Here is a 20369-nt window from a genome sequence, read left to right as displayed (position 1 = left end):
AATCATAACAGATTGCCGTTTTGATGTCAACAACTTTTTTGAAGTTTTTTTGAAGAAATTGTCGTCATCGCTTTATGCGACTTTGATAGAATAACTGAAAGACCGTTATCTGTCAACAACAATTTTAGGTGTTCCGAAATATTTTTTCTGTTTCAGAACATAAAATAATATAGCAGTTTTAAAGGATTTGGTCAACGAAAAAATGACGATTTTATCTACTTTTTTTAAACCCGATGGATAAAGCCGATTATCTCGTTTTCGTTCGTTTTTTTGTTTTCAAAAGTTCGTTTACTACCCATCTTGAAATATTAATTTTCGTCATTTTATTTTTGATTTTTCCTTAACTCATAGTGCTGTCTTTCGCCTTCCTTTAATTTCTTTGGTAAAATGAGGATGTAATCATTTTTTATGGACGGAGGAACATTTAATGAAAGTATTAGTTGCAGATGATGATAAAGAAATTGTAGAACTGTTAAGTATTTATTTGCACAATGAAGGGTATGAAGTCGTAAAAGCATACGATGGTAAAGAAGCATTGAGTAAACTCAGAACTACAAATGATATCGATTTATTATTGTTAGATATTATGATGCCTGTTATGGATGGCATGCAGGTTGTAAAAGAATTGAGAAAGGAATCGCAAATTCCGATCATCATGTTAACGGCTAAAACAACGGATATGGATAAAATAAAAGGATTGGTTGCTGGTGCTGATGACTATGTAACAAAACCCTTCAATCCTCTAGAAGTGATGGCACGTGTCAAATCACTATTGCGCCGCACTAAGATGCATGTTGCAGAAGATCAGCCTGATATTCTCGAAATTCAGTCTTTGATTATTAACAAGGATTCCCATGAAGTAAAAACTGTTGACGGTAAAGAAATTCAATTAACGGCACTAGAATTCGGTATTCTTTATCTATTAGCAAGTCATCCAAATCGTGTTTTCAGCGCAGACGAAATTTTCGAACGAGTCTGGAAACAAGAAAGTATCGTCTCAGCGAAAACGGTCATGGTTCATGTCAGCCACTTACGTGATAAGATCGAAGAAGCGACTGATGGTGAAAAAGTGATCCAAACCGTTTGGGGTGTGGGTTATAAAATAGATGCAAAATAACTTAGAAAAGAAAAAAAGAATTACTCTTACTTCAAAGGAAATCAGCGAATTAATTGCTGAAGGAATCGTTACAGTCATTTTATTACTTCTATTGAATGTAGCGATTATGGTCCTTTTCACTCAGATGCTTAATAATTCTCCTGATTTGACCGATGCAATCTATCGTTCAAAAGATATTTTTGCAAACAATCTTGACAGTGATATTTTTTGGAGTGGTCGCAATTTCGTTATTCCATTCTTCATTATTATTGATGTGCTTGTTGTCTTTTGGCGTTTGATTCGCCGTTATCGACAAATGCAGTTGCGTCATATCATTAATGAACTACATTATATTGCTAATGGAAATTATGATTATCGTATCCCTTTTGAGCTGCGTGGAGATCTCAGCAAAGTCGTGGACAGCATCAACGGTTTAGTCGATAGTACCGTTGCGGCTATCGAAGATGAACGTGAGATTGAGAAATCTAAAGATGAGTTGATTACCAATGTCAGTCATGATATTCGAACACCATTAACCTCGATCATTGGCTATCTTGGTCTAATCGAGGATGGTCAATATCAAAATCCCGATGAAATTCTCAAATATACTAGTATCGCCTATAAAAAGGCCAAACAGATGAAATCCTTGGTAGAGGACCTGTTTGAGTATTCTAAAGTTCGACAACCTTCTGTTCCAGTTAATAATGTTTCATTTGACATGGTGCAATTATTAGAGCAATTGGCCGCTGATTTTGAATTGGAAGCAAGAAAGAAAAGCATTCAGATTCAAGTCGATACAAAAGAGAAGCAACTAATTATGGATGGAGATACGGAAAAACTTGTACGTGTCTTCAACAATCTGATTACCAATGCACTAAAATACGGAACTGAAGCGGATAAAATAGTTATCGAAATTGAAAAAGCGAAAAATGAAGCTGTTGTTACAGTGAAAAATAATGGTACCCCAATTCCTAGAGAAGCTTTGGATCAATTATTTGATCGTTTTTATCGAGTTGATGGTTCACGTTCGCAAGAAATCAGCGGGACTGGACTTGGTCTGGCAATCGCTCAAAATATTGTCAATCTTCATGGGGGGTACATCTACGCCCAATCTAATGAAGATTGGACCTCGTTCATTATTCACTTGCCTCTCTATAAGAATCAGGCAAAGACTATCTCGGATAATCATTGACTTTAAATTTTTGATTGCTTATACTGGTGTCAATAAGATATGCAGGAAACCAAGTACTTATGTGTGTTTTTTTAGAGAGTTGATGGCTGGTGAAAATCAACAAAGCATCTTAAGGAAATCCAGTTTCATGATCTGCGTTTTTTGAAAGAAAAACCGAGTGACGTCGATATCCGTCAAACAAGTGCAGCTTAGGCTGAATTTGGGTGGTACCGCGAAATTCAACATCGTTTCGTCCCTGTTATTGGGATGAAATGGTGTTTTTTTATTTTAAAGGAGGAAAAACAATGCTAGATGTAAAAATGATCCGCAACAACTTTGCTGAAGTTAGTGAAAAATTAGCAACTCGAGGCGTAAAAGAAGATGTTTTGAAACGTTTCTTAGACCTAGATGAACAACGACGCCAATTATTAGTTAAAACAGAAGAGTTAAAAAAATATCGTAATGACGTTTCAAACGAAATTGCTAAACTAAAGCGTGAAAAAAAACAGGCCGCTGATAAAATCGCTGAAATGAAAAAAGTTGGCGTAAAGATCAAAGAATTTGATACTCAAGTAGCTGATATTGATGCTCAATTAACTGAAATTGCTACAACTTTACCAAACTTACCACATGATTCTGTACCGATCGGTGAAGATGAAGATGACAACGTAGAAGTTCGTCGCTGGAGCACCCCACGTCAATTTTCTTTTGAACCAAAAAACCATTGGGATATTGCTGAAAATCTAGATATATTGGACTTCGAACGAGGTGCGAAAGTTGCTGGAAGTCGTTTTGTCTATTACAAAGGCTTGGCTGCTCGTTTGGAGCGCGCTGTCTATAACTTTATGTTAGATGAACATGTCTATGAACAAGGCTATACTGAAATGATTACTCCTTACCTAGTGAACAGTAAAGCAATGTTTGGTACAGGGCAATTTCCTAAGTTCAAGGAAGACGTGTTCCAAGTTGAAGATCGTGATCTAACCTTGATCCCAACTGCTGAAGTTCCTTTGACAAATTACTATGCTGACGAAATCTTAGATGGCAAAGATTTGCCGATCTATTTCACTGCCCTATCTCCTTCTTTCCGATCTGAAGCAGGCAGTGCTGGTCGTGACACCCGTGGATTGATCCGTTTGCACCAATTCCATAAAGTAGAAATGGTCAAATTCAGTGATAAAGAAAATTCTTACGATGAACTAGAAAAAATGACTCAAAATGCCGAAATTATTTTACAAAAATTAAACTTACCATATCGTGTCATTACTTTATGTACTGGCGATATGGGCTTCTCAGCTGCAAAAACTTACGACATTGAAGTTTGGGTTCCTGCTCAAAATACCTATCGTGAAATTAGTTCTTGCTCTAATTGTGAAGATTTCCAAGCTCGACGTGCGATGATTCGTTACCGCGATGAAGATGGTAAAGTCCAATACGCCCATACTTTGAATGGTTCAGGGTTAGCTGTTGGACGGACTGTGACCGCAATTTTAGAAAACTATCAAAATGAAGATGGTTCTGTTACCATCCCAGAAGTTTTAGTTCCGTACATGGGCAATGTGAAGGTCATCAAAAAAGAAAATTAAATACAAAAACAGCGGCTACGCTTATGCGAAGTCGCTGTTTTTATCTATCAAGAAATTTTTTTTATTGTTCTACTGAATAGTTTGGTGCTTCTTTGGTGATTTGAACATCATGTGGATGTGATTCTTTCAGTCCATTCCCACTCATTTGAACAAATTGTGCATTCTCACGTAAGTGTTTTAGATCTCCTGCACCGACATATCCCATACCAGCCTTCAGTCCGCCGATCATTTGGAAAATAATATCCGCTGCGGTTCCTTTGTAGGCGACACGCCCTTCGATACCTTCGGGGACTAATTTATTCGCTTCGTTAACACCACTTTGGAAATAGCGATCACTTGAACCCTTCTCCATCGCTCCTAATGAACCCATTCCGCGATACGTTTTGAAACGACGCCCTTGATAAATTTCAAATTCACCAGGAGATTCGTCTGTTCCAGCCAGCATCGATCCAAGCATCACTGCGTGTCCACCAGCTGCTAATGCTTTTACGATATCGCCAGAATATTTGATTCCACCATCTGCAATGATTGCTTTGCCATATTGACGCGCAACAGAGGCTGCGTCATAAATCGCAGTTAGTTGTGGCACACCAACACCAGCAACAACACGAGTTGTACAAATCGAGCCAGGACCAATTCCGACTTTTACGACATCCACACCAGCATCATATAATGCTTTTGCCCCTTCAGCAGTTGCGATGTTTCCAGCAATTAAAGTCGCTTCTGGGAATGTTTCACGAATTTCTCGAATTTTGCGTAAGACACCCGCACTATGTCCGTGAGCTGTGTCAATTACAATAGCATCTGCTCCTGCTTTCAATAAAGCTTCAGCACGTTCAAAGGTATCACTTGTTACGCCTACCGCTGCAGCAACCAACAGACGCCCATGTTCATCTTTCGCTGCATTTGGGAATTCGATGACTTTTTCGATGTCTTTAATAGTAATTAGTCCACTTAGACGACCTTCATCATCGACAATTGGTAATTTTTCAATTTTATGTTTTTGCAGTGTTTTTTCTGCATCTTGTAATTTTGTTCCAACGGGAGCAGTCACAAGGCTCTCTTTCGTCATAACATCATTGATCAACATATCATAATCCGTCACAAAGCGCATATCCCGATTAGTGATGATACCAACCAACTTGCGATTTTCTAATGTTTCAACGATTGGCACCCCGCTAATACGGTAGCGACTCATTAAATCTTCAGCATCTTGTACTTTGTGTTCTGGTGTTAAGAAAAACGGATCAATAATTACACCGCTCTCTGAACGTTTTACTTTTCGAACCTCATCTGCTTGGGCAGCAACACTCATATTTTTATGGATAACCCCCAGCCCGCCTTGTCGAGCCATAGCGATCGCCATTTTACTATCTGTCACAGTATCCATACTTGCACTCATTAACGGAATGTTCAATTTAATATTTTTCGCCAATTGTACGCTCATATCCACTTCGTTTGGCAATACATGACTCTCCGCCGGAATCAACAAAACATCATCAAAAGTCAGACCTTTTTTTGCAAATTTCGTTTCCCAATTAGACATTGTTCGTTACCACTCCCCAGAATTATTTTTAATAAAAAAACTAACAGAATGAGCGAGTGAAGTCAACAACTAGTGCTAAAATCCTCATCTAACCTTTATTTTTCTCAGTTTCCAAACCATTTTTCTAGTAATTCCGTAGTGATTTCGCTCTCATCCCCGAACATTTGATAAGTCGCTTGGTTCGTATCATTGTCTCGAATCAAATAGAAGCCATTCTTATTGATAAAATCGTCTAAACGTATCACTGTGTAGCGGTCTCCAACCTGTTGAATTCCTTTGAATACATCGCGCAGCAATATTTTTGCTTGATGAATGTTTTCTTGCCGTTCACAAGCCTTATCAACTGCAGCAATCAACGTGTAGCCCTCATCCAAAAAATGTTTGATAATCTCTACTTTGATCACCATCGGCAACTTAAATTTTCGATTACCACTCTTTTCACCTGTTGATTCAATGTAGCCTTTTTGTTCCCAATAACGAATTTGTCGTGGTGAAACACCGGTTACTTTACTTAATTCACTGATACCTACTAGTAAGTCATCACTTTCTAGGAGCTGCTTGACTGTATTATTCTTCACACCGCATCCCTCTCTTCACCTACTTATTATACTTTCGATAACAATAGTGTCAAGTAAGTTGACAAAAAAATCGAATAGCAGTAAAGTAACAAACGAACATTTATTTTTTCTGAAAATTTTCAAAAAGAGAGAAGGCGTTAGATCGTGAGTAATAATCAAACGGTCGATATTTATGGAAAACCCTACAATCGTTCTTTATTAGTCGTTGTACTATTGATAGGAACATTTTGTACGGTGTTAAACCAAACATTATTAACAACAGCTTTTCCAGCACTAATGAAAGCTTTCGATATATCTGCTTCTAGTGTTCAATGGCTAACAACTGGCTTCTTGCTAGTGAATGGGATCATGATCCCCATCAGCGCTTGGCTGATCAATAAATTCAGTTCAAAAAGATTATATTTAACAGCAATGACAATCTTTTTGATCGGTACAATTACTTGTTTTGTCGCACCTAATTTTTCTACATTATTGATCGGACGTTTAGTCCAGGCTGCTGGTGTCGGAATTTCGATGCCATTACTGCAAAACATTATGTTGTCGATTTTCCCACCAGAAAAACGCGGATCCGCAATGGGGATGGCTGGTATAGTTATTGGTCTTGCACCAGCTTTAGGTCCTACCCTTTCCGGTTGGATTATCGATCACTACACTTGGCGAGATCTTTTCGGAATGGTGATTCCGATTGTCATTTTAGTTTTAGTATTGGCAATCTTCTTAATGAAGAGTGTTATCCAGTTATCTAATCCAAGTATCGATGTACTATCAGCTTTGTTATCAACTATCGGTTTTGGTAGCTTACTTTACGGCTTCTCTTCCGTAGGTAATGATGGTTGGGGTAGCGCAAAAGTGATTAGCTTTTTAGTTGTCGGAGTAATCGTTATCGGATTATTCGTTTGGCGCCAATTGCATTTGGAGCATCCCTTCCTAGAACTACGGGTATTTAAGTCACCTACTTTCACAATCGCTGCTATTTTGAGCGGTGTAGTGAATATGGCGATGGTAGGAGCCGAAATGGTCCTTCCATTGTATATTCAAAATATCCGAGGTGAATCAGCTTTCCATTCGGGTCTGATGCTGTTGCCAGGAGCTTTGATTATGGGAATGATGATGCCAATTACAGGGGCGATCTTTGATAAGCATGGTGCGAAACGCCTAGCAATCGGCGGTATGTTGATTCTTACAGCGGCGACTCTACCGTTTGCTTTCTTAACGCAAGAAACACCGATAGCAATGATCGTGATCCTATATGCTTTACGAATGTTCGGTATCTCAATGGTTATGATGCCAGTCACAACTTCCGGCATGAACGCATTACCTATGAATCTGATCAGTCATGGTACAGCAGTAAACAATACCTTCCGTCAAGTGGCTAGTTCGATTGGGACAGCTATCTTAATCAGCATCCTAACGAACGTCACAAAAGATAATCTACCATCAACGCATTTATTAAAAACCTTGCCGTTATCATATAAAAATCAAGCAATCAGCGCTACTTTGTCTGGATACCATGCAGCGTTCTTTGTCGCTGTCGTGTTTGGGTTAGTAGGTTTCATCATTACCTTCTTCCTGAGAGCTAATAAAAAAGTTGAAGGGAGCGCAGCAAAATGATCTTCGTTGTAACCATCATTAGCGTATTAGCATTTGCGTTAACAAATATATTTGGTAAAAAGACTTGGCAAACAATTCTTTCCGTTGCTTTCGCGGTAATCTTCTTAATCAGTCTAGGTTTTATTACTGCCAATGATCATTACCATTATGGTATGAAGAAAGTTACGGAAACAACGACACAGACGTTAACCTCTACAGCTGATAATAAAGCTATGAAGATGTTGCTTTACCAACCACTTGGTAATGGGAAAGAGAAAATTTATTTGTATAAAACCAATGAGTCACAGAAAAAGCTAAAACCAACAGGAACAGATCATGTCAGCAATATTGTGAAAAAGGATCAAGCAAAATCTCAATTACAGACATCAAAAACCTATTGGGTTTATAAAAATGACACGATAAAATTCTGGTTTGGACTTTCCAGCAAGGATCACCAATTGATTAAGGAAAAAAATACCTTCGATGTTCAAAAAGATTGGTTGGTTCTAAGTACCGATCAAGCGAAAAAATTAGCGAAATTAGTGCAAGAAAACAAGACGACTATGCAAACTACTGCTAAGTCTTTCGTTCAAGAAAAAGTCAAAGCTGCCATGATACAAAACCCATCAATGGATCAAACAGCTCAGCAAAAAGTCATTCAACAAGCAACTGCTGAATACCAACAACAAGCAATGAAAAAACTAATTGCTGAAGCAACAAAATAAAAAGAAGCAAAGTTCGTCTGAACTTTGCTTCTTTTTATTTTTTATCTACGAGGTGCAGTAGCTAAACTGCTGACAATGCCAAAACGTTTTTTTAAGTAGTAACGCAGCGCTAAAGCAAGTCCTGATAGTACGACCATAACCATCGGATCAAGAATAGGATTCAATGCTAGCGGTAATAATGCCGCTCCATTGAAGACTAAGAACCATACAATCGTAACCGAAACCAACATTAAAATTGTCTTCCATGTTTTAGGTTTCTTCGATTTATCAGCACCTGGTTGCTCATATTGATAAACAAATAGATACATCATATAAAATACTAAACCACCGACTGCTGAAGCTACAAGTAACGTTGTTAAACCATAAGTAACCGTTTGTGTTCCACGTGAAACAAACAGTCCCATGATTCCGGCAACAATTCCTAAAAGACCGAATAATAGTAAGAAATTATCCAACCACATCAATGAAGCAGTGGTTGATTTTTTCTGTTCAGCAGGTTTATTCACGATCGCGTCTAAACGTTCGGACACAGTTCCGAACAATTGTCGAGCCGTTTTCCCTGTTTTTTGTTCTTCAACTAAAGTTGGCAGCATCTCATTTAAGGCAACGATCGTCTGTTCATCCGTTAAGTTCGCTGCTTTTAAAGCTTTCTTCAAGTCAAAAATGTATTGTTCGTTACGCTTAGTCAACTTTTCTTCAAGTTGAACATTCTCAGTTTGCAACGTTTGCAACTTCTCTGGTTCCATTGTTTCTTTCCTCCCTAAACGTTGAAACGGAACAACATTACATCGCCGTCTTGCACAACATAATCTTTTCCTTCTAATCTAACACGACCCGCTTCTTTTGCCGCATGCATATTGCCATATTTATCTAGGTCTTCAAAAGATACTGTTTCAGCCCGAATGAATCCACGTTCGAAATCAGTATGGATAATACCTGCTGCTTGAGGCGCTTTCGTTCCCTTTTTGAAGGTCCAAGCACGAACTTCTTGTTCACCAGCAGTAAAATACGTTGCTAGACCTAGTAAATCATACGCTGTACGAATCAATTGATCTAACCCAGATTCTTCAACGCCCATTGCTTCTAAGAATTCAGCTTTATCTTCATCGTCCAACTCCGCAATTTGTTCTTCGGCTTCAGCACAAACAACAATCACTTCTGAATGTTCACTGGCAGCAAAATTACGAACGGTTTGTACATATTCATTGTCATCTGGATCGGCCACGGTATCTTCATCGACATTTGCTACATACAGAACTGGTTTACTAGTCAACAAGAATAAACCTTTGACTATCTTTTGTTCTTCTTCGGTAAATTCGATTGTACGAGCAGATTGCCCTTCTTCTAAAACGGGTTTTAATTTATCTAGAACAGCTAATTCTGCTACTGCATTTTTTTCTTTTGTTTTAGCAACTTTTGCCACTCGAGTATAGCGTTTATTAACAGAATCTAAGTCTGCTAAAACCAGTTCCAAGTTGATCGTTTCAATATCCTCTAATGGATCCACTCGACCTTCTACGTGTGTAATGTTTTCATTGTCAAAACAACGTACCACGTGACATATCGCATCCACTTGTCGGATATGACTCAAGAATTGATTTCCCAACCCCTCACCCTTGCTTGCACCTTTGACGATCCCAGCAATGTCAGTGAATTCAAATGTGGTCGGTACTGTTTTTTTCGGATGAACCAATTCAGTCAAACGTTCTAAACGCCAATCAGGTACTTCCACCATCCCTACGTTTGGATCAATTGTTGCAAAAGGATAGTTGGCAGCTTCTGCTCCTGCTTTCGTAATTGCATTAAATAAGGTAGATTTACCAACATTCGGCAAACCTACGATTCCGGCTGTTAAGGCCATGGTCTACTTCACTCTTTCTCTACTAAGGAATTATTCTTGAACTGTATCGCTTTTCTTTTCAAGGATTTTTTTCATTTTCTTTTCAAAATCACGTCGCGTCATCATAACGATATGTCCGCAGTTGACACACTTGATTTTGATATCCGCACCCATCCGAATGATCTCCCAACGATTTGTCTGGCATGCGTGCGGTTTCTTCATTTCAACAATATCACCTAAATCATACATCTGGCAATCCTCCTATTCCATATACATTCTTACGATTCATCAAAATGAATATTCAAAATGTCTAAGATTCGTGTCAGATCAGATGGAGACAGATACTCGATCGATATCTTTCCTTTACCGTCTTTCTCAACGATTTCGACCCCTGTTCCGAATTTGTCCATCAAACGATCTTCACTTTCTCGTAAATAGTATGGTTTTTCTTTGGTCAAACGAGGTCCTTTTTTCTTATCTTTCGCTTTACCTTCATTGTATTCATTAACAATTTGTTCTAATTGACGTACTGTCAAATTCTCTTTTACCGCACGATTTGCTAATTTTAAGATTTGATCCTTTTTCTTTAGACCTAACAAGGTGCGGGCTTGACCCATTGACAAACGCTCATCTTGCACCATTTCCTTAACCAGTTTAGGCAAAGTTAAAAGTCGAAGATAATTCGCGATATATGGGCGGCTCTTTCCAAGACGATTGGCCACATCAGCTTGCGTCAATTTTAGGTTTTTCATCAGCATCTCATAAGCCTCAGCTTCTTCAAGCGGATTTAGGTCTTCACGCTGCAAGTTCTCCAATACCGCGATCTGCATCATCGCTTCTTCATCAAACTCACGAATAATTGCAGGAATCGTTTCTTTTCCAGCTAGTTTAGACGCTCGAAAACGACGCTCGCCAGCAATCAGCTCATAGCCTTTAACAGCTGATTTTCTGACGATAATCGGTTGGAACACACCCGATTGTTCGATCGAATTAGCCAATTCTTGCAAAGTCGTTTCATCAAATGATTTTCGCGGTTGATAAGGGTTGGGACGTAGATCACTCAAGGGAATCTCAATTACTTGATCGTTTTTTATGTCGACCTCCTCGATTTCAGAAAGATCTTGAAATAGGGCATCGATTCCGCGGCCTAATCCTTTATTTTTGCTCACGAACTAACACTTCCTTTGCTAGAGCTTGATACACTTCAGCACCTTTTGAGCGAGGATCATAATCAATGATCGGCTTGCCGTGGCTAGGCGCTTCAGATAAACGGACATTTCTCGGAATAATCGTATCGTAAACTTTCTCTTGGAAATAACGACGGACTTCCTCAACTACTTCAGCACCCAAATTGGTACGAGCGTCATACATCGTCAACAGTACACCTTCAATCGCTAAACCTGGATTGAAATGTTTTTGAACCAAACGAACTGTATTCAATAGTTGACTCAATCCCTCTAGTGCATAATATTCGCATTGGACGGGGATTAAAATCGCATCACTGGCTGTGAAAGCATTGATTGTCAAGTGACCCAATGACGGTGGACAGTCCACCAAAATAAAGTCATACTCGTCGCTGACTTCTGCTAAAGCACTCTTTAAACGTGATTCGCGTGCCATCATAGAAGTCAATTCAATCTCTGCACCTGCTAATTGTAAAGTAGCAGGAACAATCGATAAATTTTCACGCGGTGTCTTAATAATTGTTTCTTTGATTGAAACCTCATTGACTAAAACATCATAGATATCTTGTTTCACATCAGGTTTACGCACACCTAAACCGCTTGTAGCATTTCCTTGTGCGTCACTATCAATCAATAAAACTTTCTTGCCATCCTGAGCTAAGCACGCACCCAAATTGACAGTCGTCGTCGTTTTTCCGACTCCGCCTTTTTGGTTTGCAACAGATATGATCCGTGCCATCTAATTTCCTCCTAGTTCATACTAAAGAATTTATTTCCTGCTAAGAAAATAAGTCGAAACATCCCTTTGAAAATAATTATTTCAATGGCTGCTTATTAGGCATACCAGGTTTACGTGGATATTTTTTTGGTGTTTCTTTCTTTTTTTGCACTGTAATAATATGTCGTGTATCGCCATTTGGCAATGAAACATCTTCGGCTTGGATCAGCTTACCGCCCAATAAGGCAATTGCTGGTCTTGCTTCCGTCAGTTCTTCCTCGCTTTTCGCTGCTTTTAAGGCAAAGAAGTAGCCGTCCTTTTTCACTAACGGCAGACAAAGCTCCGTCAAAACATTCAATCGCGCCACTGCGCGAGCAGTCACAAAATCAAACGTCTCACGAAATTTAGGATTCTGTCCAAAAGTCTCCGCCCGATCATGATAAAGATACACATTATCTAATTGTAAAGCCTCTGCCAGTGTTGTCAAAAAAGTGATTCTTTTGTTCAAAGAATCCACGATCGTAATCTCTAATTCAGGAAAAACAATTTTTAACGGTAAACTAGGAAAACCTGCTCCCGACCCGACATCACATAGCTTCCCTTCTGGTTTGAAAGTGTCCGAGAAAGCCAATGTTATAGAATCATAAAAATGTTTCAAATAAACTTCTTGATGATCGGTAATCGCAGTAAGATTCATCTTTTGGTTCCATTCAACCAATAATTGAAAATAGGTCGCAAATTGATCCATCTGTTTCGTTGATAAATCGATTCCTTGCCTGCTTAATTCCGCTTGAAATTCTTCTGGTGTCATAAAAATTCCTCTCATTTTCGTGAAACAGCAAAATGTTTCACAGACTATCCTCTACTTTAACGCATTCTAGCTTTACATGCAATGGTTTACGCATGTTTCACAGGGAGATTAAGAAAGCTTTAATTCCATTTTTCATTAATGTTTTCCAGACAAAAATCATAGAATTTTTTTAAAACCGGAATCTCTAAATTATTCTTTTTCACTGCCAAATAAATATTGCGATCTTCCAAAATATCTGTGATTGTGATTTTTTTTACTGGAAAAGAATTTATCGATGGGATATTGGGCATGATAGCGATCCCGTATTCCTGCCCAACAAACCCTAAAACACTATGATCTTCTTCCAGCTCACATTGGATTTTCAAAGTTACGCCTAATTTCTTTAATTGACGATCCAAATACGGTCGTAAGCCGCTTTGTTTCCCATAATAAACATACGGATAACTTAATGTTTCTTCAATTTGAATCGTCTTTCGCTTAGCCAAAGGATGGTTTAGCGGAACTACCAATACTAACTCTTCTTGTGTCAAAATCTGAAAAATCAAGTCATTATCCTCGCTAATTTTCGAACAGATACCTATATCAATCGTATCTTCCAACAACATTTGAATAATTTTATTCGAGTTGCCTTGATGGAATGCGAATTGAATCTCCTCATTTTCTTTTTTTTGCTGAAAAGTTTGAGTTAATCGTGGCACAAGTGTTGACCCCATTGTGTAAATGAAACCAAATTCAATTTCACCAGAATTGGGGTTGATTATTTCTTGTAATCTTTGTTGTCCTTGCTCAATTTTCTGCAGCGCAGGCTGGACATACTCATAAAATATTTTACCATGGCGTGTTAATCGAATATTGCGCCCCTTTTTTTCAAACAACGCTATACCCAATTCTTGTTCTAGAATTGTCATCGAATGACTCACATTGGGTTGGGATGTATTAGCTAACTCGGCCGCTTTAGTCATGTGTTCGCTTTCCGCTAATAAAACGAAAAACTCTAGCTGTCTTAAGTTCATATTTCTCACCTCATTCAATAAACAGATTTTATCAATTTTATCAAAATAAATCATTAGTTTTAATGATACAATTACCATACTATTGATGTATAATCAAGTGAAAACAATCACATAAAGAGGGATTACTTATGAAACCTACAAAATATCGTTTACTGATTGGCAGTCTTTACTTTAATTACATTTTTCAAGGTATGGCCGCCATCATACTTTCACAAAATATGACTGCTTTAAAAAACCAATGGCAAGCTAGTACTACTCAAGTCACCTTAGTAATGAGTGCAATTGGTCTGGGAAGAATAATCAGTCTTTATTTCTCAGGCTTTTTTTCAGACACATTTGGCCGCCGGAAAACAGTGATTATCGCCATTATATCTTATGCACTTTTCTTTTTCGGTGTTTTATATAGTCCGAATTATCAAATAGCCTTTTTCTTTGCCTTATTCGGAGGTGTCAGTAATGCCTTTTTAGATACTAGCACTTACCCTACCTTAGTAGAAGCTTACCCGGATGAGAAAACCAACAGTTCTCTTAGCGTTCTTAATAAAGCATTTATTTCTCTAGGCCAATTTATTTTGCCATTTATTACACGTTATCTGCTCAAAGAAGGATTATTTTTTGGCTGGCCGTTTATCTTGTGTGCGGTTTGTTTGTTAGCTAATTTAGGTTATCTTGTTTTTGCTAAATTCCCTCCATTGAGTTCGTTGCCTGTAGAAACAGTTGATGAGCCTGTACACGCACCAAAAAAGATCATTAACAAGGGAGACTTCAAAATTGATGGGGTCGCTTTGCTGGTTTTCTCTTTTGTTTCTGTGTCAATTTTTAATATCTTTATTCTCTGGATTCCGCAATATACCGAAGCAATGCGAATTGTTTCTCATGAGAATAGCTTGATATTTGTCAGCCTTTATAGTGTCGGTTCTTTTGCATCTGTCTTTTTTACTTCTGGCATTGTGAAAAAAGGTGTAAATATTCCAAAATTAATTAGTTTTTGTGTTGCTATTTCTGGATTATCATTACTTTGGATGCTGCTTTCCCCAAGTTTTATTTCTACAGTCGTTGCAGCATTGATCATCGGAATTTTCGCCGCAGGAGGCATTTGGCAGTTAGGATTGGCTTTGATGCTGGAACTGTTTCCAAGCAGAAAAGGAAGGTATACAAGTTACTACTCATTAGCTACTTCAACCTCCGTTATGGTAACCCCTTATATCACTGGCGTGATAAGTAAAAAAGGTATGGAATATGTTTTTTGGTTTGATGTTTTCTTAATTTTATTAGGCTTTATCGCTTCTTTAGTCATTCAGCAGCGTTACAAAAAACACCTTCCCGCAAAAATCATTGAAAGCTAAACGATAAATTATATTTATGTTTTACATCAAAATAAAGCATTAGATTTTATAGTTGTCCTTTCGTAGAATAAGAGATGAAATATTGTGAATGTTCTCATTATATGTGAAAGGATGAACTTAATGAAAAAATATCAAATGCTTTTTGAACCCCTTACAATTAAACGACTAACTCTAAAAAACAGAGTGATCATGCCACCAATGGGAACAAATTTTGCGAATCAAGATGGCACCTTCAACGAACAGCACTATTCCTATTATGAACAACGAGCAAAAGGCGGCACAGGGTTAATCACTTTAGAAAATATCTGCATCGATTATCCTTTAGGGACAAATGGAACAACGCAATTAAGGATGGATAATGACCAATTCATTCCTGGTCTATGGCAGTTTAATGAACGTATGCATGCCTATGGCGCAGCTACTTCTGTCCAAATTAATCATGCAGGTGCGTCTGCCTACCAACAACGCTTACAAGGTATGAAAGCAGTTTCTTCTTCAGATGTCCCTAGTAAAACTGGAAATCCGGTACCTCGCCCCTTAGAAAAAGCAGAAATAGAACAAATTGTTCAAAAATATGCTGAAGGCGCGGCACGAGCACAAAAAGCTGGATTTGATTGTGTTGAAATACACGCAGGACACTCTTATTTGATCAGTCAGTTTTTATCTCCTATTTACAATAAACGTACTGATGAGTTCGGCGGAACGCCTGAAAATCGTGCGCGCTTTGCTCGCATGGTGATCCAAGCAGTCCGTCAAGCAGTGGGACCATTCTTTCCAATCTCTTTACGTATCAGTGCAGATGAACTTTTACAGAATGGTAACACATTAGATGATACCTTGAATCTACTTTCTTATTTTGTAGATGAAGTGGATATTCTCAACGTTTCATCTGCTTTAAATGATAATTTACAATATCAAATCGATAAAATGAATTTAAAAGATGGCTGGCGCAGTTACATGGCAAAATCAGTCAAAAATAAATATCCTGAAAAAGTAATCGTGACTTCTGGAAATATCCGTAGTCCTCAGCGTGCCGAAGAGATTTTACTAAATGGAGATGCTGATCTACTTGCTATGGGACGTGGTCTAATCGCAGAACCAAATTGGGTCAACAAAGTCGCCAACGGACAAGAAGAACTGTTGCGTAAGTGTATCTCGTGTAACATCGGCTGTGCTGATCATCGTATCGCAAAATCGCGTCCGATTCGCTGTACAGTCAATCCTGATCTTTATTACGAGGATTCTCATAAAAAAACACAAGTCATCACACCACTAAAAATGGTCGTAATCGGGGGTGGAACAGCCGGACTTGAAGCAGCAGCTAGTGCAGCAGAAATGGGCGTAGATGTTACACTTTACGAAGAAAAGTCGTATCTTGGTGGTTTGGCTCATGAGATTGCTCGATTCCCTGATAAACGACGAATCGATGATTTTGTTACTTATTTAACTAATAGATCAGAAAAAATTCAGAACTTAACTATCAAATTAAACCATCGTTTCACAATATCTGATTTAAAAGAAACACCTAATTTAATTGTAAACACTACAGGAGCAACACCATTATTACCACCTATAAAAGGATTACATGATGAACTAGCAAAATCTGAAAGACAAGTGTTCTCTATTTTTGACCTTTTAGAAAACATGGATAAATTTAATGATTTCGTTGGCAAAGAAGTCGTAGTTATCGGCGGTGGCGCAGTAGGTTTAGACGTTGTTGAATACTATGCCGAAAACGGAGCCAAAAAAGTCCATATTGTTGAGATGGTCGATCAATTAGGAAAAGACTTAGATGTCATTACTAAATTAGGAATGATGGAGATTGTCCGCGATTATAATGTTGAGGTTCATACTTCTACTAAATTAATGGAAGTCCAAAAAGATCATTTTATTGTAGAAAATTCTGAAGGAAAACGATTGGAATTACCTTTTGATTTAGGCTTTATTTGTTTAGGAATGAGAGCTAATGCCCCATTAATCGCAAAACTAACCGCTTATGCTAATCATAACGATGTAACACTGCTTAATATTGGTGATAGCAAAGTAGCTAGAAGGATCATGGAAGGAACCAGAGAAGCACGTGATGTGACAAAAGTCATTAATAATTTGACTATTCATCGAAAAGCATCTTTCACTGCTTACGCTTGATTATGAATTCACAATAAAAATATAAAATAAGTGAGGAATTGAACAATGACAGAAAGATTAAACGGACACACTTTATTAATTAGCTTAATCGCAACCCCTATTCGTCACAGTATGTCTCCTACAATGCATAACGAAGCCTTTGCTAAACTAGGATTAGATTACGCTTACTTAGCATTTGAAGTGGACAATTCAACATTGAAGGATGCAGTAGAAGGGATACGCGCTTTAGGTATTCGTGGCTCTAACGTTTCTATGCCTAATAAACAAGCGATCATCCCCTACTTAGATGAAATTTCTCCCGAAGCTCAATTGATCGGAGCAGTAAATACCGTTACAAACAAGGACGGTCAAGGTCATCTAGTTGGTTATAACACTGATGGGGTCGGTGCAATGAAAGCCTTGATGGATGAAGGCGTTTCAGTAAAAGATCAAATTGTTACTTTAACTGGGGCAGGCGGGGCAGGAACGGCTATTGCTATCCAGGCTGCTTTCGATGGCGCCAAAGAATTGCGTATTTTCAATATTAAAGACGACGTATATGAAAATGCGGTAGAAACAGTTAAAAAAATCAATGAGCATACTAGCTGTCAAGCGACTTTAACTGATTTGTCTGATCAAAAGTCATTTAAACAATCTGTTCAGGAAAGTAGTATTTATATTGATGCAACAGGGGTTGGTATGAAACCTTTACAAGACCAAAGCTTAATTAACGATCCCGAAATGATTCGTCCCGACTTAGTCGTCTTTGATGTAGTCTATGCACCGCGAGAAACGAAACTCTTACGTTTTGCAAAAGAGCACGGAGCAAAAAAAGCCATTAACGGATTAGGTATGATGCTTTATCAAGGGGCTGCAGCCTTTAAACTTTTTACTGGCGAGGAGATGCCAGTCACATATATTAAAGATTTACTATTTGATGAATAGGCGGAGTGTTAGATATGAAAAATAAATACTTACCAACAGCGATCGGTCTTTATATTAACTACATTATTCACGGGATGGGTGTCATCATCATCTCACAAAATCAAAAAGCTCTGATGGGGCAATGGGATACCGATTTAATGGGTGTGGCAAAAGTTATTTCCATGCTGGGAATCGGCCGGTTGATCGCTATTCTGATTTCTGGTCGTTTATCCGATAAATTCGGAAGAAAGCCTTTTATTTATCTGGGAATCGTTACTTATTCTCTGTATTTCTTCGGTATTTTGTATAGTCAGAGTGTTTCGACGGCCATGATCTTTGCAGTGATTGCCGGAGTTTCAAATTCCTTCTTAGACTCCGGTACGTATCCAGCATTGATGGAATCTTTTCCAAAAAAAGCTGGTACAGCAAACGTCTTAATCAAGGCTTTTGTGCAGATTGGACAATTCACATTACCAATTATGTTAAAGATTATTAATACCAATCAGTTATGGTACGGCTGGTCGTTTATCATTCCAGTTATCGTTTTTGTCTTAAATGGCTTATTCTTGTTGAAACGGCCATTTCCTGACCAAGATGCAAAAGAAAATGATCAGACTGAGATCCAAGCAGTTACTTTTAAAAGCCAACCGAAAATCGCCATTGAAGGAGTCTGCTTCATTATTTACGGCTTTATTTCTCAAGCGACCTTCTATTTGATTTCTCAATTTATCGGTATTTATGGGGAAGAAGTCGCTCGCATGACGACTGACAATGCAAACTTATTGATTTCCTATTATTCTACCGGTTCTCTAGTTTGTGTCGCCGTTACAGCCGTTCTGGCAACAAAGGTACGGCCTGTATACTTAGTAGTACTCTACACGTTGGTCTCTTTTGTGACGATTTTAGTGATGTGGTTATTCCCAACACCAACCGTCATGATGATAGGAGCAGCATTCGTTGGTTTCTTTGCAGCTGGTGGCGTGATGCAGCTAGGATTAACAGTGATGGGAGAGATGTTTCCTGCTGGTAAAGGTACCATCACAGGCGTCTTTTATACCTTTGGTAGTATTGCATCTTTCCTTATTCCGATTATTGCAGCAGCCATCGCTAAAACCAACGTTCGTGGTATTATGCTATTTGATACCATTATCGCTGGAATTGGCTTCTTGTTAGCGGTAATTATTTTCATTCGTTATCGCAGAACAGTCGACTTGTCAGCTTAAGGAGGAGACTATATGAAAAAAGTAAAGATTGATCAAATTATCATTGGTGAGGGCAAACCTAAAATAATCGTTCCTCTGGTAGACCGAACTGAATCCGCACTTCTAGCTTCTGCTGAACACATTCAACAGCTTGATTGTGACATCGTTGAATGGCGGATTGATTTTTTTCAAGATGTAGAGCAGACAAAAATAGTGGCTGATCTTTCGCATAAATTAAGAAAAGTACTCAATAAACCGCTACTCATTACTTTTCGTACCTACAAAGAAGGTGGCGAACTATCTTTGAGCGATGAAAAATACTTTGAAATTTATGATACGTTGATCGAGCATGGCCGTCTTGATTTGATTGATTTAGAGTTATTTATGCCTGAAGAACGTGTTACACAGACGTTAGAAGCTGCCCAAAAAAAGGGAATTAAAGTAATTATGTGTAATCATGATTTTGATAAAACACCGCCTAAGGAAGAAATTCTTTCCCGGTTGCAGCAGATGCAGAAAAAAGGCGCTGATATATGCAAACTTGCCGTGATGCCGCAAAATAGCGAAGATGTTTTAACTTTACTAGAGGCAACACGTGAGATGTACGAAAATTATTCCGATCGACCGTTAATCACCATGTCAATGGGAGCATTAGGTATGATCAGCCGAATCTCAGGTCAGGTATTTGGATCGGCAGCAACTTTCGGCTCTGCGGGAACAGCCTCAGCCCCTGGACAAATCTCCGTGACGGAATTACGTAAAATCATTGATACTTTACAAGTTTAAAGTGACGATTCTGTCGCTTTTTTTTATTTCTTAAAATGAGTTATTCAAGTGTTTTTTTCCGCCTTCTTTATCATCTGTATGGTGGGGAAAATAAAAAGACAGCTTAAAACTAAGCTGTCTCATTTC

At 38.3% G+C, this 20369-nt stretch carries 19 protein-coding genes and 1 other annotated feature; of the genes, 10 read left to right on the top strand and 9 right to left on the bottom strand.

Annotated elements, in window-relative coordinates:
* Positions 1 to 427 precede the first annotated feature (427 nt).
* The 3 genes from croR to serS all read left to right on the top strand — a co-directional run bounded on the left by croR (position 428) and on the right by serS (position 3853).
* Complete coding sequence (gene croR / locus AC4J95_RS19325; RefSeq protein ID WP_010742532.1) at positions 428 to 1117, top strand: response regulator transcription factor CroR; 690 nt, start codon at positions 428 to 430, stop codon at positions 1115 to 1117.
* Positions 1107 to 2288 carry a sensor histidine kinase gene (locus tag AC4J95_RS19320; protein ID WP_494551251.1) on the top strand — a complete coding sequence of 394 codons (1182 nt, stop codon included), beginning with the start codon at positions 1107 to 1109 and terminating at the stop codon, positions 2286 to 2288. The genes croR and AC4J95_RS19320 overlap by 11 nt, the downstream gene beginning before the upstream one ends.
* A gap of 30 nt (positions 2289 to 2318) precedes the next feature.
* Positions 2319 to 2528 (top strand) — a binding site (T-box leader).
* A 44-nt stretch (positions 2529 to 2572) separates the two neighbouring features.
* Positions 2573 to 3853 (top strand): serine--tRNA ligase, encoded by a 1281-nt coding sequence (gene serS, locus AC4J95_RS19315; RefSeq protein ID WP_494551250.1) that lies wholly within the window; start codon positions 2573 to 2575, stop codon positions 3851 to 3853.
* A 61-nt stretch (positions 3854 to 3914) separates the two neighbouring features.
* On the opposite strand, the gene guaB is transcribed toward serS, so the two are convergent.
* Complete coding sequence (gene guaB / locus AC4J95_RS19310) at positions 3915 to 5399, bottom strand: IMP dehydrogenase (RefSeq protein WP_316402192.1); 1485 nt, start codon at positions 5397 to 5399, stop codon at positions 3915 to 3917.
* A gap of 104 nt (positions 5400 to 5503) precedes the next feature.
* Entirely contained in the window at positions 5504 to 5977 is a 474-nt protein-coding gene (locus AC4J95_RS19305; RefSeq protein WP_316402193.1) for a MerR family transcriptional regulator, read from the bottom strand.
* A 144-nt stretch (positions 5978 to 6121) separates the two neighbouring features.
* On the opposite strand from AC4J95_RS19305, the gene AC4J95_RS19300 reads away from it, so the two are divergent.
* Together AC4J95_RS19300 and AC4J95_RS19295 are read left to right on the top strand one after the other, a co-directional pair.
* Positions 6122 to 7588 carry an MDR family MFS transporter gene (locus AC4J95_RS19300; RefSeq protein ID WP_494551249.1) on the top strand — a complete coding sequence of 489 codons (1467 nt, stop codon included), beginning with the start codon at positions 6122 to 6124 and terminating at the stop codon, positions 7586 to 7588.
* A complete protein-coding gene (locus tag AC4J95_RS19295) occupies positions 7585 to 8292 on the top strand; it encodes a DUF4811 domain-containing protein (RefSeq protein WP_494551248.1) in 708 nt (235 codons plus the stop codon). Before AC4J95_RS19300 ends, AC4J95_RS19295 begins: the two co-directional genes overlap by 4 nt.
* A 41-nt stretch (positions 8293 to 8333) precedes the next feature.
* Here the strand turns inward: AC4J95_RS19295 and AC4J95_RS19290 are convergent, their stop codons facing one another.
* The 7 genes from AC4J95_RS19290 to AC4J95_RS19260 form a co-directional block, all read right to left on the bottom strand.
* A complete protein-coding gene (locus tag AC4J95_RS19290) occupies positions 8334 to 9038 on the bottom strand; it encodes a DUF1129 domain-containing protein (protein ID WP_494551247.1) in 705 nt (234 codons plus the stop codon).
* 14 nt (positions 9039 to 9052) lie between these two features.
* Positions 9053 to 10153, bottom strand: coding sequence for a redox-regulated ATPase YchF (gene ychF / locus AC4J95_RS19285; protein ID WP_494551246.1), 1101 nt, complete (start codon positions 10151 to 10153; stop codon positions 9053 to 9055).
* Positions 10154 to 10183: 30 nt separating this feature from the next.
* Positions 10184 to 10381, bottom strand: coding sequence for a DUF951 domain-containing protein (locus AC4J95_RS19280; RefSeq protein WP_316402198.1), 198 nt, complete (start codon positions 10379 to 10381; stop codon positions 10184 to 10186).
* 29 nt (positions 10382 to 10410) lie between these two features.
* Positions 10411 to 11301, bottom strand: coding sequence for a ParB/RepB/Spo0J family partition protein (locus AC4J95_RS19275; RefSeq protein WP_316402199.1), 891 nt, complete (start codon positions 11299 to 11301; stop codon positions 10411 to 10413).
* Positions 11288 to 12055 carry a ParA family protein gene (locus tag AC4J95_RS19270; protein WP_316402200.1) on the bottom strand — a complete coding sequence of 256 codons (768 nt, stop codon included), beginning with the start codon at positions 12053 to 12055 and terminating at the stop codon, positions 11288 to 11290. Before AC4J95_RS19270 ends, AC4J95_RS19275 begins: the two co-directional genes overlap by 14 nt.
* A 76-nt stretch (positions 12056 to 12131) precedes the next feature.
* Entirely contained in the window at positions 12132 to 12845 is a 714-nt protein-coding gene (gene rsmG / locus AC4J95_RS19265; protein WP_494551245.1) for a 16S rRNA (guanine(527)-N(7))-methyltransferase RsmG, read from the bottom strand.
* A 119-nt stretch (positions 12846 to 12964) separates the two neighbouring features.
* Positions 12965 to 13858, bottom strand: a complete 894-nt coding sequence (locus AC4J95_RS19260) for a LysR family transcriptional regulator (RefSeq protein WP_494551244.1) — start codon at positions 13856 to 13858, stop codon at positions 12965 to 12967.
* Positions 13859 to 13986: 128 nt separating this feature from the next.
* Here AC4J95_RS19260 and AC4J95_RS19255 point away from each other — a divergent pair, with 128 nt between their 5' ends.
* The 5 genes from AC4J95_RS19255 to aroD all read left to right on the top strand — a co-directional run bounded on the left by AC4J95_RS19255 (position 13987) and on the right by aroD (position 20243).
* Entirely contained in the window at positions 13987 to 15204 is a 1218-nt protein-coding gene (locus tag AC4J95_RS19255) for an MFS transporter (RefSeq protein WP_494551243.1), read from the top strand.
* Between the two features lie 120 nt (positions 15205 to 15324).
* Complete coding sequence (locus AC4J95_RS19250; protein ID WP_494551242.1) at positions 15325 to 17352, top strand: oxidoreductase; 2028 nt, start codon at positions 15325 to 15327, stop codon at positions 17350 to 17352.
* Positions 17353 to 17397: 45 nt separating this feature from the next.
* Positions 17398 to 18276, top strand: coding sequence for a shikimate dehydrogenase (locus AC4J95_RS19245; protein ID WP_494551241.1), 879 nt, complete (start codon positions 17398 to 17400; stop codon positions 18274 to 18276).
* Between the two features lie 14 nt (positions 18277 to 18290).
* Positions 18291 to 19478, top strand: coding sequence for an MFS transporter (locus AC4J95_RS19240; RefSeq protein ID WP_494551240.1), 1188 nt, complete (start codon positions 18291 to 18293; stop codon positions 19476 to 19478).
* Between the two features lie 12 nt (positions 19479 to 19490).
* Positions 19491 to 20243: a type I 3-dehydroquinate dehydratase gene (aroD, locus tag AC4J95_RS19235; RefSeq protein WP_494551239.1), complete on the top strand. Its 753-nt coding sequence runs from the start codon at positions 19491 to 19493 to the stop codon at positions 20241 to 20243.
* The last annotated feature ends 126 nt before the right edge of the window (positions 20244 to 20369 follow it).

It is taken from the genome of Enterococcus sp. GPZ-007 (assembly GCF_059374735.1).
Note: the sequence above shows the minus strand (reverse complement) of the source record. Positions and strands in the feature narration are given on the sequence as shown.

What these genes read in the sequence shown, in the direction of transcription:
- croR (WP_010742532.1), top strand. Translation starts at nt 428, where the DNA reads ATGAAAGTATTAGTTGCAGATGATGATAAAGAAATTGTAGAACTGTTA.
- AC4J95_RS19320 (WP_494551251.1), top strand. Translation starts at nt 1,107, where the DNA reads ATGCAAAATAACTTAGAAAAGAAAAAAAGAATTACTCTTACTTCAAAG.
- serS (WP_494551250.1), top strand. Translation starts at nt 2,573, where the DNA reads ATGCTAGATGTAAAAATGATCCGCAACAACTTTGCTGAAGTTAGTGAA.
- guaB (WP_316402192.1), bottom strand. Translation starts at nt 5,399, where the DNA reads ATGTCTAATTGGGAAACGAAATTTGCAAAAAAAGGTCTGACTTTTGAT.
- AC4J95_RS19295 (WP_494551248.1), top strand. Translation starts at nt 7,585, where the DNA reads ATGATCTTCGTTGTAACCATCATTAGCGTATTAGCATTTGCGTTAACA.
- AC4J95_RS19290 (WP_494551247.1), bottom strand. Translation starts at nt 9,038, where the DNA reads ATGGAACCAGAGAAGTTGCAAACGTTGCAAACTGAGAATGTTCAACTT.
- ychF (WP_494551246.1), bottom strand. Translation starts at nt 10,153, where the DNA reads ATGGCCTTAACAGCCGGAATCGTAGGTTTGCCGAATGTTGGTAAATCT.
- AC4J95_RS19280 (WP_316402198.1), bottom strand. Translation starts at nt 10,381, where the DNA reads ATGTATGATTTAGGTGATATTGTTGAAATGAAGAAACCGCACGCATGC.
- AC4J95_RS19270 (WP_316402200.1), bottom strand. Translation starts at nt 12,055, where the DNA reads ATGGCACGGATCATATCTGTTGCAAACCAAAAAGGCGGAGTCGGAAAA.
- rsmG (WP_494551245.1), bottom strand. Translation starts at nt 12,845, where the DNA reads ATGACACCAGAAGAATTTCAAGCGGAATTAAGCAGGCAAGGAATCGAT.
- AC4J95_RS19260 (WP_494551244.1), bottom strand. Translation starts at nt 13,858, where the DNA reads ATGAACTTAAGACAGCTAGAGTTTTTCGTTTTATTAGCGGAAAGCGAA.
- AC4J95_RS19255 (WP_494551243.1), top strand. Translation starts at nt 13,987, where the DNA reads ATGAAACCTACAAAATATCGTTTACTGATTGGCAGTCTTTACTTTAAT.
- AC4J95_RS19250 (WP_494551242.1), top strand. Translation starts at nt 15,325, where the DNA reads ATGAAAAAATATCAAATGCTTTTTGAACCCCTTACAATTAAACGACTA.
- AC4J95_RS19245 (WP_494551241.1), top strand. Translation starts at nt 17,398, where the DNA reads ATGACAGAAAGATTAAACGGACACACTTTATTAATTAGCTTAATCGCA.
- AC4J95_RS19240 (WP_494551240.1), top strand. Translation starts at nt 18,291, where the DNA reads ATGAAAAATAAATACTTACCAACAGCGATCGGTCTTTATATTAACTAC.
- aroD (WP_494551239.1), top strand. Translation starts at nt 19,491, where the DNA reads ATGAAAAAAGTAAAGATTGATCAAATTATCATTGGTGAGGGCAAACCT.